The 12,170-nt window shown below is 65.9% G+C and carries 11 protein-coding genes; 4 read left to right on the top strand and 7 right to left on the bottom strand.

From position 1 onward, the window contains the following. Positions 1 to 37: 37 nt before the first annotated feature. From PTE31013_RS06760 to PTE31013_RS06740, 5 genes are read right to left on the bottom strand one after another with little or no spacing between them, the layout of a single operon-like run. A complete protein-coding gene (locus tag PTE31013_RS06760; RefSeq protein ID WP_150612022.1) occupies positions 38 to 1,129 on the bottom strand; it encodes an MraY family glycosyltransferase in 1,092 nt (363 codons plus the stop codon). Further along, a complete protein-coding gene (locus PTE31013_RS06755; protein WP_150612021.1) occupies positions 1,123 to 2,265 on the bottom strand; it encodes a glycosyltransferase family 4 protein in 1,143 nt (380 codons plus the stop codon). The genes PTE31013_RS06760 and PTE31013_RS06755 overlap by 7 nt, the downstream gene beginning before the upstream one ends. A 19-nt stretch (positions 2,266 to 2,284) precedes the next feature. Beyond that, complete coding sequence (locus PTE31013_RS06750) at positions 2,285 to 3,415, bottom strand: glycosyltransferase (RefSeq protein ID WP_150612020.1); 1,131 nt, start codon at positions 3,413 to 3,415, stop codon at positions 2,285 to 2,287. Continuing rightward, positions 3,412 to 4,548 (bottom strand): glycosyltransferase, encoded by a 1,137-nt coding sequence (locus tag PTE31013_RS06745; RefSeq protein ID WP_174978449.1) that lies wholly within the window; start codon positions 4,546 to 4,548, stop codon positions 3,412 to 3,414. The genes PTE31013_RS06750 and PTE31013_RS06745 overlap by 4 nt, the downstream gene beginning before the upstream one ends. 4 nt (positions 4,549 to 4,552) lie before the next feature. Continuing rightward, complete coding sequence (locus PTE31013_RS06740) at positions 4,553 to 5,770, bottom strand: oligosaccharide flippase family protein (RefSeq protein WP_150612018.1); 1,218 nt, start codon at positions 5,768 to 5,770, stop codon at positions 4,553 to 4,555. A gap of 357 nt (positions 5,771 to 6,127) precedes the next feature. Here PTE31013_RS06740 and PTE31013_RS06735 point away from each other — a divergent pair, with 357 nt between their 5' ends. The 4 genes from PTE31013_RS06735 to waaA all read left to right on the top strand — a co-directional run bounded on the left by PTE31013_RS06735 (position 6,128) and on the right by waaA (position 10,903). Beyond that, positions 6,128 to 7,525, top strand: coding sequence for a phosphomannomutase/phosphoglucomutase (locus PTE31013_RS06735; protein WP_150612017.1), 1,398 nt, complete (start codon positions 6,128 to 6,130; stop codon positions 7,523 to 7,525). A 205-nt stretch (positions 7,526 to 7,730) separates the two neighbouring features. Next, positions 7,731 to 8,699 carry a lipopolysaccharide heptosyltransferase I gene (gene waaC / locus PTE31013_RS06730; protein ID WP_246173990.1) on the top strand — a complete coding sequence of 323 codons (969 nt, stop codon included), beginning with the start codon at positions 7,731 to 7,733 and terminating at the stop codon, positions 8,697 to 8,699. 5 nt (positions 8,700 to 8,704) lie between these two features. Beyond that, the gene (gene kdoO / locus PTE31013_RS06725) at positions 8,705 to 9,592 is read left to right on the top strand and encodes a Kdo hydroxylase KdoO (RefSeq protein ID WP_150612219.1); all 888 of its coding nucleotides are present in this window, start codon (positions 8,705 to 8,707) and stop codon (positions 9,590 to 9,592) included. Positions 9,593 to 9,595: 3 nt separating this feature from the next. After that, complete coding sequence (gene waaA, locus PTE31013_RS06720) at positions 9,596 to 10,903, top strand: lipid IV(A) 3-deoxy-D-manno-octulosonic acid transferase (RefSeq protein ID WP_174978477.1); 1,308 nt, start codon at positions 9,596 to 9,598, stop codon at positions 10,901 to 10,903. A gap of 186 nt (positions 10,904 to 11,089) precedes the next feature. Here waaA and PTE31013_RS06715 read toward each other — a convergent pair whose 3' ends face one another. Both PTE31013_RS06715 and PTE31013_RS06710 read right to left on the bottom strand, forming a co-directional pair. After that, positions 11,090 to 11,413, bottom strand: coding sequence for a rhodanese-like domain-containing protein (locus PTE31013_RS06715; protein WP_150612015.1), 324 nt, complete (start codon positions 11,411 to 11,413; stop codon positions 11,090 to 11,092). A 33-nt stretch (positions 11,414 to 11,446) separates the two neighbouring features. Continuing rightward, the gene (locus tag PTE31013_RS06710; RefSeq protein WP_150612014.1) at positions 11,447 to 12,115 is read right to left on the bottom strand and encodes a protein-L-isoaspartate O-methyltransferase family protein; all 669 of its coding nucleotides are present in this window, start codon (positions 12,113 to 12,115) and stop codon (positions 11,447 to 11,449) included. Positions 12,116 to 12,170: the final 55 nt, after the last annotated feature.

Raw genomic sequence — 12,170 nt, 5'->3', positions numbered from 1 at the left:
TGGCTGCGCACCTGCGATGCGTCATTCCTGGGGGCGTTCATTTCTTGAAGATCAGCCAGCGGGGTGCCTTGAAGCGAACGATGCGCAGATACAGCCAGACATACGTCACCATGAAGGCGACGCAGCACAGTGCGAGCACCAGGCTGTGCCGCCAGAACACCGTCGCCGGGATCACCGCCAGCAAGCATAGCAGCCACAGGTACGGTGACGTCAAGGAGTTGCGTTGCGTCAGCGTGCTTGCCGTGCGGGCGCCGGCGGCCCACCGCATCAGCCGTTTGTAGACGAGCATGTGCAGGTGCACGCCATCGGGGATGCCGGGTGAGATGCCGCGCACGAAGCGCTTGCGATAGATCGAGAAGCAGACCTCGAAGGCCGGGTAAATCACCATCAGCGCCGGATACCAGGGCGACACCTGCGGATTGCGCATGACCAGCAACACGGCGATTTCAGCCAGCATGAAGCCGAGGAAATAGGCACCGCCATCGCCGAGGAAGATCAGTCCGCCGGGAAAGTTGAAGATGAAGAACCCGAGGATCGCCCCTACCATGATCATCGAGGTGGTGAGCACAACAGGGTCTTGCACCTGGAACCCGACGTACCCGAGCGAGGCGAACATGATCATGGCGACCATCGCCGCGAGCCCGTTGAATCCGTCGATGATGTTGACGGCATTGGCCATTCCGGCCACGCAGAGCACGGTGAGCGGCACCGACACGACGGCAAGCATCAGCGCGCGGTCGGCCACGCCGACGTCGATGCGTGTGATATGGATGTCGAGCAGCAGCCACGCCAGCAGTGCCGCGAACATCGTGCAAATGAGGCGCGCGGTCGGGGTCACCTTCTTGGTCAGGTCTTCGATGAAGCCGGACAGGAACGCTGGCAGGCCGCAGGCGACGAGCAAGAGAATGTCGCGCGAGACGGCAGGATACGAGAAGCCGAGCGCCGTGGCGGCCACGATCAGGCCGGCCAGGATGCCGACACCGCCAATGCGCGGCACTGGACGGACGTGAAACTTCTGCACCCCGGCGACATCGCTATCGCCGGAAAAGCGGGCATGAACGTGCGCATAGCGAACGATCAAGAGCGTCGCGACGAACGACACGACCAGGGCGATAGCAAGACTCAGCATGATGCGGGGAGGGATCCGAGAATCCGAAAATACTCTGCAATGACGACATTCTCGTCGAATTCGCGCGCTACTTTAGCACGGCCGGCATCGCCCATTCGGACGAGCTGGCTCGCCGGCATTCGAGCCATGTCCCGCATGCCAGCGGTCAGCGCAACGGCGTCGCGTGCGCGCACGAGTCGACCCGTCACGCCGTCGTCGATCACGTCCCGGCAACCCGGCACGTCGCTCGCGATGAGCGGGCGGCCCATCGCGCTGGCTTCGAGCAACGTGCGCGAGAGGCCCTCCCGATACGACGGCAATACCACGCAATGCGCATTCGCAATGCTCGGCCGGACGTCGTCGGTGGTGCCGAGATAGTCGACGATGCCTTCGCGCTGCCACGCGTCGACTTCGCTGCGCGTGACGGCCGTGGGGTTCTCGACGTCGGTTGCACCGAGCATCTGAAAAGTCACATGCGGCATCTCGCTACGAAGGGCACGCGCGGCCTCGACGTACTCCAGCACGCCCTTGTCGCGCAGTAGACGAGCGATGAGAAGAAAGCGCATCGGTGTGGGGGCGGCGTCGGCGGTCGAGTTCGATGCCGGCCACGGCGCCCTGGCGAAGTGCGCGAGGTCGACACCTTCTCCCGGCAGCAACCGGGTCTTGCCGATGGCGACAAGTCCGCCTTCGACAAACGCGCGGTGGTCTTCGGCGTTGAGAAACCAATTCTCGAGCGTATGGCGAAACGCGACACGGTAGAGTTGTCGCGCCAGCCGGGTGGTCAGCGATTCGCGAATGAAGACGTATCCGAGCCCCGTGGTTATCGATACCGACGGAATGCGGGCAAGGTGTGCGGCGATCGATCCGTAAATGTTCGGTTTGATCGTGTAATGGAAGATCACCGCCGGGCGGATTTGCCGGTAAAGACGATAGAGCCGCCACATCAGCCCGAGATCCTGAAGCGGATTTTGTCCTTTGGCGGCCATCGGAATGCGATGGACGACACAGCCCATTTCAGCGAGCCGTGTGGCGAAGGCATCGTCGGGCGCGGCCACGTGCACCGGATGACCGGCCGCCAGCAGGGCGGCAATGGGGCCACGCCGGAAGTTGTAGATCGACCAGAAGGTGTTGGAGCAGAGCAGGACAGGGGGTGTCATTGACAATGTCGTGGCGTAATCATGAGCCGTTGCGTCGCGTTTCGCGCAGACGGGCATAGACCTCAATCCAGCGCGTCACGACCGCATCGAGGGAGTAATGGGCGAGAATGCGCTCGCGATTGGCCACGCCGGTCGCGTGGCGCGCGCTCGCGTCGGCGCGCAGGTGGCGAATCAGGGCGTTGCCGAGCGCCTGGGCGTCGCCTGTTGGCACCAGCGTGTTGCCCGAGGTGGTGCCGAGCAGTTCGCGTACGCCCCCGCAGTCGGTCGACACCACGGGCAAGCCGCTGGCCATTGCCTCGCCGATCACTAGCGGCAACCCTTCCCAGGCGGACGACATCGCATAGACGTCCGCCGTACACATCCATTGCGCGATATCGTCGCGACGCCCGAGCAGCGTGATGGCATGGGTCAGTCCGCGCGCCTCCACGAGCGCCTGTACCATGGCTCGCAACGGCCCGTCTCCGGCGATAAACAGGCGCGCTTCGGGCACTGCAAGGCGCACGTGCGAGAACGCATCGATCAGCATCGGATAGCGCTTCGCTTCGACCATCCGGCCCGCCGCGAAGACGATGGGTGTCGTCGCCGACGGCAACGCGTCAATGGCTGCACGCCACTGCAAACGGACATGCGCATCCGGACGGTATCGATCCGTGTCGATACCGTTGGGCATGCGTATGATGCGTCCTGCCGGCGCGGCGCGTTGCGCGACGAAGGCGGCGACGGCGTCGTCGCTGACGTTCGTCGTCAAGTCCGTCCAGCGATCCGTCAGCCGATACGCCAGCATTCGCAGACGCCCCCCTTCATTACGGCTGTGCGCGCTGGTCACCAGCACCGGCACCGGCACAAACCACCGCGCCACGCGCGCGAGCAGATTGGCGTGAACCATGTGGGCGTGCAGGACCTCCGGCTGCCACGCGCGCAGGTGCGCGACGAGCCGCCCCAACGCACACGCGAGCGACCACGGTGTCTTGCTCGCTTTCAGCTCGACAAGCGTGAGCCGCGGTGAAGCCGGCAAGGCGATGGCACAGGTGCCCGTGAGCGAGATGAGCGCAACGTCATGGCCGCGCGCGAGGAAACCGCGGGCGAGATCGGCCACCTGCGTCTCCGCACCGCCCAATTGCAGACCGGTGACGAACAGGGCGATCTTCATCGCGTGCTCCCTGATGTTGGCGCGCTCCCGGCCCACAGCGCTTCCCAACGCGCCGCGATGGCATCGGCCCCGAAGTCCATCGCATGGGCGTAGCCCGCCAGGCCAAGTCTGCGGCGCAGCGAGGCATCGCCGATCAACCGGCGCAGCGCGCCAGCCAACCCGTCGAGATCGCCGTCGTCGACGACCAGGCTGTCGACCTCGTCATGCAATAGCGCACGGGGTCCGGCGTCGGCAGCGTAGGCCACGATGGGCACCGCGTACGCCTTCGCTTCGAGCAACACGAGTCCGAAGCTTTCACGTCGCGACGGCAGGCAGTAGATCGCCGCCCACGCATAGTGCTGCGCGATATCGGCCACGGCGGGTAATACCTGCACGGTGCGCGCAACCCCGGCATGGCGGGCTTGCGCGAGCAGCGCGTCTCGCAACGGGCCATCGCCCACGATACGCACCTGCCAGCCCGGCGCGTCGCGGGCGATACGCGCCCAGGCGTCGATCAGGCGGTCGAAGCCTTTTTCCGGGATCAGGCGCCCGACGGCGAGGATGCCGCCTTCGCTGTCGGGCTCGGGAGGCGCGTCAGGGATCGGGAGACCCAGTGGATTGGGCAGCGTGACGAATTGCGCACGGGCGTGAGGGTGATGCGTTCGCCATGCGTCGCGGTCGGCGTCGGTGAGCACGACGACGGCATCGTAGCGACGTGCCGCAAGCGCACGTGCCCATCGGCGCGCGCGTCGGCCGAGGTCGCTCGCGTAGGTGCTGTGCTCCCAGGCGATGCGCCGTAGCGACAGGCCGAGCGTGGCAGGCACGGTGTAGAGCGCGAGCATCGGGTCGACGTCGATCATCACATCGATGGCGTGCTCGCGCACATAGCGACGCACCTGCCGAACGATGGAAACGTAGTGATGCTTGAACGCCACGCGCTCGGCGAACATCGCGTGATGCGTGACACCGGGCGCCATGGGGAAGACGGGCGTGTGGCCCCACAACGACAGCACGTGCACGCGATGACCGCGCGCCGCGAGCGCATTCGCCAGCGTGGCCGCCGCGCGTTCGGCCCCGGCGAAGGCGGCAAGCGTGCCCGTGAACAGGCAAACGGTGCGGGCGGCGTCGCCGTTCGGGGAATGAGTCAGTGTCATCGCATCAGTCCCGTCGAAGCAACCAGACGCCGAGCACCAGCGCGGCCGCATACCCCGCGCCGTAGCCGAGCGCCCCGGCGAGCGCGCCGAGATGCGGTGCGAGGCCGCGTACCACCGCGAAGGCCACCACGGCCGCACACAGCCACTTCGCGATGACCCAGCGTCCGGCGCCGCGACGAATCAGCGTGAGGTTCAGGGCGGCATCGGCGAATACGAGAATCCCCATAAGCGCCGAGATGCGCAGAATCTGCGCCGACGCCGCGAAGCCCGCACCATAGATCAGGTGCACGATCCAGGGGGCCAGCAGCGCGATCGGAATCGCCAGGCTGGCGCCTGCGGCGACCATCAACCACACGGCGCGCACGGTATTGCGCCTCGCGGTGGCATTGTCGAACGTCTGGAAGATCAGTTGCGGCGCCAGCGAATTCGCGATGATCGGCGCGACGAGCACGAAGTTCTCCGTGATCTGCATGGCGGCGGCATACGCGCCCAGTTCAGCCAGCGGAATGAGCGGCTTGAGCACGAGCTGGTCGATGCGCTTGAACAGGATCATGAGCATCAGGCCACCCCAGAACGTCATGCCGCTCGAGAGCAGTTCGAGCAGGAGTGAGCGGCGCCAGATCACCGGCGTCTTGGGCGAATGCTTCAGGTAATAGCGAACGAGCAGCGCGGCGGCCACGATGGCCTCGACGGCATAGACCAGCGCGAACGCGGCAACGCCCGCATGCGTCACGAACAGGAGGGCCACGAGCGCGAGTTTGACCCCCAGGCCGCAGAGATTGGCCGCGACGCTTGGGCGGTTGAACGTGCGCGCCTGCAACCATGCGATGACGATGCCTGCGGGCTCGCGGAACCAGAGCGCCACGCCGAGCCAGAGCGCGACGGCAACCAGTTCGGACTCGGCAAACCCAATGACGTAGATGGCCAGCACGGTATAGGCGACGGCCGCCGCGGCCAGGCGCAGCACGAACGCATGCGCGATGACCGTGCGTTGCTCCGCCTCGGTCTTGCCGACCAGACGCGGCACCACGACCTCGCTGCCGCACAGCAGCGTGAGGGACGCGGCGAGGAACACGAGCGATTGCGCGTATTGAAACAAGCCGAACTGCGCGGCGCCGAGACTGCGTGCCAGAAGACCGGAGACGGCGATGCCCCCGACGATCTGCGCGCCGCGCTCGGTCAGCATCCAGAGGATGTTGCGAATGATGGTCCGATAGGGCATGTGGCGCTCGCGCGGCTCACTCGTTCTCAAGTCAAGATAAGCAAAACCGGCCTCAAGAGGCCGGTGCTGGGGGACGTCACGCACGGGTCATGATGCGCGGCCACGGAGGGTCGGCGATCAATGACAAGGGGTTGGGGAAATGTCGCAGTGCGGCGAAGTCCCGTATAATTTTAGCGTAATGCAGCCGATCCCGGCCGCGCTTCCTGCCGGGATTTCACGTTTGCTGTGCGGTCGGCGTTGGCTTCCCGGCCGTCGCACCTTGCCACTTCCGGTACGCATGGGGTTCGCTCAGGCCATACGCCCGGCCCCTCGCGTCGGATGACGTCTTCCTCCCTCGTTTTCGAGAGATCTATTTCCATGACGCAAACCACGCAAGTTTCGCCTGCGATTTTCAAGGCCTATGACATTCGCGGCATCGTCGGCAAGACCCTGGATGCCAACGTCGCGCACCTGATCGGACGCGCGTTCGGCACGGCGGTGCGTCGCGAAGGCGGCAACGCCGTCGTCGTCGGCCGCGACGGCCGCCTGTCCGGCCCCGAACTGGTCGGTGCGCTCTCCGACGGCCTGCGCGCCGCGGGGGTCGATGTCGTCGATATCGGTGTCGTTGTCACGCCGATGGTGTATTTCGCGACGAATGTCACGCTGCATGGCCGGATCGTCGACTCCGGCATCATGGTCACGGGCAGCCACAATCCGCCCGACTACAACGGTTTCAAGATGGTGCTGCGCGGCCGGGCGATCTTCGGCGACGCGATCCAGGGCCTGGCGACGCTGATCGAACAGCAGGACTTCGAAACGGGGCGGGGCACGTACACGGCCGACGAGATCGGCGAGTCGTACCGCGCGCGCATCGCGGGTGACGTACATCTGGCGCGTCCGATGAAGATCGCGGTGGACTGCGGCAACGGTGTGGCGGGCGCTTATGCCCCGGCGCTGTTCCAGATGCTCGGCTGCGATGTCATCGAGCTGTTCTGCGAGGTGGACGGCACCTTCCCGAACCATCACCCCGATCCCGCACATCCGGAGAATCTCCAGGATCTGATCCGGACGCTGCAAACCACCGATGCCGAAATCGGGCTGGCGTTCGACGGTGACGGCGACCGTCTCGGGGTGGTCACGAAGGACGGTCAGATCATCTACCCGGATCGCCAACTGATGCTCTTCGCCGCCGAGGTGCTGAGCCGTCATCCGGGCGAGAAGATCATCTACGACGTGAAGTGCACGCGCAACCTCGCGGATTGGGTGCAAAAGCACGGCGGCGAGCCGCTGATGTGGAAGACCGGGCACTCGCTGGTCAAGGCCAAGCTCAAGGAAACGGGCGCACCGCTCGCGGGCGAGATGAGCGGCCACGTGTTCTTCAAGGACCGCTGGTACGGTTTCGACGACGGCCTTTATACGGGGGCGCGTCTGCTCGAAATCCTGTCGAAGACGACCGATCCGAGCGCGGTGCTCAATGCGCTGCCCAACTCGATCTCGACGCCCGAGTTGCAAATCCCGTTGGCCGAAGGCGAGAACTTCGCGTTGATCGACAAGCTGCGCGAGACCGCCAGGTTCGATGGGGCGCGGGACATCGTCAAGATCGACGGCGTGCGTGTCGAATATGCGGATGGCTTCGGTCTGGCGCGTTCGTCGAACACCACGCCGGTCGTCGTGCTGCGCTTCGAGGCCGACAGCGATGCGGCGATTGCGCGCATTCAAGACGACTTCCGCCGCGCGATCCTGACCGTGAAGCCCGACGCCAAGCTGCCGTTCTGAGGCGATGCCAGGGCACCCGGCGCCGGACCTCCGGCGCGGGACGACGTAAGGGGACCGCTGCGAGAACAGCGCAATCAACGCTGTTCGGTGGGCCGGGTCGGGGTAAAATCGCGGTTTTGCTCACGAGGCCCGGCCGAACCGCCGGGGCGTGCGGTTGCAGGTTCTGATCGTCAAAGTCTCGTCGCTCGGCGACGTCGTCCATAACATGCCCGTGGTGCAGGACATCCTGCGCCATACGCCCGACGCCCAGATCGACTGGGTAGTGGAAGAGGGCTTCGTCGACCTCGTCAAACTCGTGCGCGGGGTGCGCCGGGTCATTCCCTTCGCGCTGCGCCGCTGGCGCAAGCACCCGTTCGCGGCACGCACCTGGCAGGAAATCGGCGCATTCCGCCGCGCCTTGCGCGAAACCCCTTACGACTACGTGATCGATACGCAGGGTCTGATCAAGACCGGCTGGATCGCGCGGACGGCGCGCGGCGCCGTGTGGGGGTTGGGCAACCGGACCGAGGGGGCCAGCTATGAGTGGCCGGTGCGCTATCTTTACCGGCATACCGTGCGCATCGAGCCGCATACGCATGTGGTCACGCGCTCGCGGCTGCTGGTGGCCGAAGCGATGGGCTTCGAGGTGCCGGGCGACGTCGATTTCGGCATTGCCACCGAGCGCGCGGATCACAGCCAGTGTCCGAACCTGCCGTACGCGGTGTTCGTGCACGCCACGTCGCGAGACGACAAGACCTGGCCGGAAGACAACTGGATTGCGCTGGGCCGCGATCTGGCGTCGCAAGGGTTGCGGATCGTGTTGCCGTGGGGCAGCGCGGCCGAACGTGAGGTGTCGCTGCGACTGGCCATCGCGTTGGGTGACGACGCCTGGGTGCCCCCGAAGATGAATCTGTCGCAGGTCGTCGGCCTCATCGATCGCGGGGCGATCACCGTGGGCGTGGACACCGGCCTGGTGCATATTGCCGCAGCGCTGAACCGCCCCACCATCGAGTTATACAATTTCAGCACCGCGTGGCGCACCGGCGGATTCTGGTCGCCGCGCATCGTTAATCTTGGCGACGCCGCACATCAGCCAACGCTGGCGCAAGTCCGCGATGCCGTGCACCAGCTCGCACCGTCGCTGCTGCCCGCGCCGAGCGGCGCCGCCGCGCCCCGGGAGGACCGAAGCGCATGAGCCAAATGAACGAAAGCGGCCAGATCGTCACCGTGGAATCCGGCGACTGGCAGGGGGGACAATTGTCGGTGCCGCGCGAGACGCTGGTGGCCGATGTCGAGGCGGGCAAGGTGCTGTATTTCCCGCATCTGGCCTTCGCGATCGATGCCGCGCAGCAGCGCCTGCTCGATCCGGCGATTGCCGACCCGAAGCGCAAGAACATCAGCCTCGATCCCAGGACCGACGTGCTGGTCGGCGTATCCGCCGACGACAGCACGCAGCGCGCCGTCCATGCGCTGGTCAAGCGTTACTACACGCAGGCGTGCAGCCTGATCGACGGCCTGATGCCCGAGTATCGCGGCAAATTGCGCGCGGCACCCACGAGCCTGCGTCTGCATCGGGTCGAAACGCGCCAGACCTCGTGGCGCAAGGACGACAGCCGGCTGCACGTCGATGCCTTTCCGTCGCGCCCGAACTACGGCGAGCGCATCCTGCGCGTGTTCACCAACGTCAACCCGGCGGGCCAGCCGCGCGTCTGGCGCGTGGGCGAGCCGTTCGAAACCGTCGCCAAACGCTTTCTGCCGAAAGTGCCCACCCAGTGGCCGGGGTCGGCGTGGCTGCAGAACGCCGTGGGCATCACCAAGCGTGTGCGCAGCGGATATGACCACATCATGCTGCATCTGCACGACGGCATGAAGGCCGACATGGACTACCAGCGCGCTGCCGACCAGCAGACCATGCCGTTCCCGCCAGGCTGCGTGTGGATCTGCTTCTCGGATCAGACGTCGCACGCCGTGATGTCGGGCCAGTTCATGATGGAGCAGACCTTCTTCCTCCCCGCCGAAGCGATGGTGCACCCCGAGTGCTCGCCGCTGGCGGTCTTGCAACGTCTCACGCATCGCGCGCTCATCTGAATGTTGCTGCGTCTCCTCTATCGCGCGCTCTGGTGGATCGTCGCGCCGCTGGCCGTGGTGCGCCTTTGGTGGCGCGGCCGGTTCGAGCCCGGCTATCGCCGCCACATCGGCGAACGTTTCGGCTTTTACGAATCGCCGCCCCACACCGGTCGTCCGTTGATCTGGGTGCACGCCGTCTCCGTCGGGGAGACACGTGCCGCGCAGCCGCTCATCGACGCGTTGCTTGAGCGTTATCCGTCGCATGGCATCTTGCTCACGCATATGACCCCCACCGGGCGCGCGACGGGCGAGAGCCTGTTCGGCGACCGCGTGCTGCGTTGCTATCTGCCGTACGACATGGTCGGGCCGATCCGACGCTTTCTCAAGCAATGGCGACCGAGCGTCGGCGTGGTGATGGAGACCGAAGTCTGGCCGAATCTGATTTTCACGTGCCGTGAGCGCGGTGTGCCGCTGGTGCTGACGAATGCGCGCATGTCGGCGCGGTCGTTCCGGCGGGCCGCCCGCTTCGGCGATGCGGCCAAGCCTGTCTTTGGCGGGTTCAGCCGCGTCTTTGCGCAGAGTGATGCCGACGCCGAGCGTCTGCGCATGCTGGGCGCGAACGACGTCGACGTGATGGGCAACCTCAAGTTCGACATGACGCCACCGCCCGCGCAGCTCGCGCTGGGGGCCCGTTGGCGTGAGCGTTTCGGTGAGCGCAAGGTGTGGCTCGCCGCGAGTACGCGCGACGGCGAGGAGTCGCTGGTGCTCCACGCACGCGCCATGTTGGCGGCATCCTCGGATGTGGGGCGGCGCTCGTTGCTGGTGCTGGTGCCGCGTCACCCCCAGCGTTTCGACGAAGTGGCCGAGATGCTCGACAAGGTGCGGATTCGCTACGTTCGTCGCAGCGCATGGCCTGACGACGACACGCCGCTACCCGCGGACGTCGAGGTTGTCCTTGGCGATTCGATGGGCGAGATGGCGGCGTATTTCGCCGCGGTGGATGTCGCGTTCATTGGCGGCAGCCTGCTGCCGCTGGGCGGGCAGAACCTGATCGAAGCCTGTGCGGCGGGCACGCCTGTCGTCTTCGGCCCGCACATGTTCAACTTCACGCAGGCCAGTGAAAACGCCCTGACTGCGGGCGCCGCGCGGCGGGTGAGCGATGCGGGCGGACTTGCCACGGCGTTGGCCGAGCTGCTGCTCGACGACGACCGGCGGCTCGCCATGCGCACGGCCGCCCTGCTGTTCGCGAGACAGCATCAGGGCGCGACCGCGCGTACCGTCACCGCGCTGGGCCGTTGGCTCGACGGGGGCGTCGTTGCCGCGCAGGACTGACTTGCCGGACCGACGCCGCAACGACGACATCTGAACCCAGCGCCGCGCGTCGAAACGCAAAATGCCTCGCATGCCGAATGGGCCATGCGAGGCATTTTTTATGCGCATGCGCTGTGCTGGCGCGTCACGCGCCTCATCAGCGTTACCCCCGTGCGCGGTGACTTGCGGCGGGCGTGCGGCCGTGGCTCAGTAGGTCGGCATTGACGGGTCGACCTGGCGAGCCCAGGCGTCGATCCCGCCGTCCAGATTGAACAGTTGGGTAAAGCCCTGTTGTTCCAGGAACATCGCGGCGCGTGCACTGCGCATGCCGTGATGGCAGATGCACACGATCGGCACTTCGGCGTCGAGTTCCGTCAGACGGGCGGGCACGTCGCCGAGCGGGACGTTCTGGCTCTGGGCAATGCGGCAGGTCTGCACTTCCCAATCCTCACGCACGTCGAGGAGCGTGGGTTGGCTGCGGTCCCCGTCCGCGAGCCACTGGGCCAATTGCGCCGGTGTGATGTTTTGCATGATGTTCGTGTGTCGTTTGGGAGCGACCGGGGCTCAGAACTTGAAGCGCGACGGCTGCGTCGCGACCAGGTAGGCCACTTGCGTCTCGAACAGGTTCTCGCGGCGGTACTCGGTCTCGGACACGCGCGTGATGAGCACGGCTTCCATGACCGGGCTGCCCCCGATGAATGCTGCCAGACGGCCGCCGACCTTGAGTTGGTCGAGGAACGCTTGCGGCAGTTCGACCAGGCCGCCCGAGATGGCGATCGCGTCGTAGGGCGCGGCGGCGCTCCAGCCTTGTGCGCCGTCGGCGTTGACGACTTCCACGTTGGTCACGCCGTTGGCGCGCAGCGTCTGCTGGGCGGCCTGGGCGAGGTTGGCGTCGAACTCGATGCTCGTGACGTGGTGCGCATTGTAGGCAAGCAGCGCGGCCATGTAGCCCGACCCCGTGCCGATTTCGAGCACGTTCTCATGCTTCTTCGGTGCGAGGGCCTGCAGGATGCGGGCTTCCACGCGCGGAAACATCATGTGCTGGCTCTTGTCGGCGATTGCGGCGCCCGGGAGCGGCAGCTCGACGTCGGTGAACGCGAGTGCGCGCTGGGCCGTCGGCACGAATTCCTCGCGCTTGACGAGCTTGAGCAGATTGAGCACTTCTTGGTCGAGCACATCCCAAGGACGGATCTGCTGCTCGATCATGTTAAAGCGGGCCTGTTCGTAATTCATTTCGATTACCGTGGGTAGTAGGCAAACACAACCCGGCATTTTACCAGTTCCGGGC

Source organism: Pandoraea terrigena, from assembly GCF_902459705.1.
Classification (GTDB): domain Bacteria; phylum Pseudomonadota; class Gammaproteobacteria; order Burkholderiales; family Burkholderiaceae; genus Pandoraea; species Pandoraea terrigena.
This window is presented reverse-complemented; position numbering and strand designations above follow the sequence as displayed.

Excerpts from the sequence above, each read along its gene's own strand:
- PTE31013_RS06760 (WP_150612022.1), bottom strand. The coding sequence starts at position 1,129 with ATGCTGAGTCTTGCTATCGCCCTGGTCGTGTCGTTCGTCGCGACGCTC.
- PTE31013_RS06755 (WP_150612021.1), bottom strand. The coding sequence starts at position 2,265 with ATGACACCCCCTGTCCTGCTCTGCTCCAACACCTTCTGGTCGATCTAC.
- PTE31013_RS06750 (WP_150612020.1), bottom strand. The coding sequence starts at position 3,415 with ATGAAGATCGCCCTGTTCGTCACCGGTCTGCAATTGGGCGGTGCGGAG.
- PTE31013_RS06745 (WP_174978449.1), bottom strand. The coding sequence starts at position 4,548 with ATGACACTGACTCATTCCCCGAACGGCGACGCCGCCCGCACCGTTTGC.
- PTE31013_RS06740 (WP_150612018.1), bottom strand. The coding sequence starts at position 5,770 with ATGCCCTATCGGACCATCATTCGCAACATCCTCTGGATGCTGACCGAG.
- PTE31013_RS06735 (WP_150612017.1), top strand. The coding sequence starts at position 6,128 with ATGACGCAAACCACGCAAGTTTCGCCTGCGATTTTCAAGGCCTATGAC.
- waaC (WP_246173990.1), top strand. The coding sequence starts at position 7,731 with ATGCCCGTGGTGCAGGACATCCTGCGCCATACGCCCGACGCCCAGATC.
- kdoO (WP_150612219.1), top strand. The coding sequence starts at position 8,705 with ATGAACGAAAGCGGCCAGATCGTCACCGTGGAATCCGGCGACTGGCAG.
- PTE31013_RS06715 (WP_150612015.1), bottom strand. The coding sequence starts at position 11,413 with ATGCAAAACATCACACCGGCGCAATTGGCCCAGTGGCTCGCGGACGGG.
- PTE31013_RS06710 (WP_150612014.1), bottom strand. The coding sequence starts at position 12,115 with ATGAATTACGAACAGGCCCGCTTTAACATGATCGAGCAGCAGATCCGT.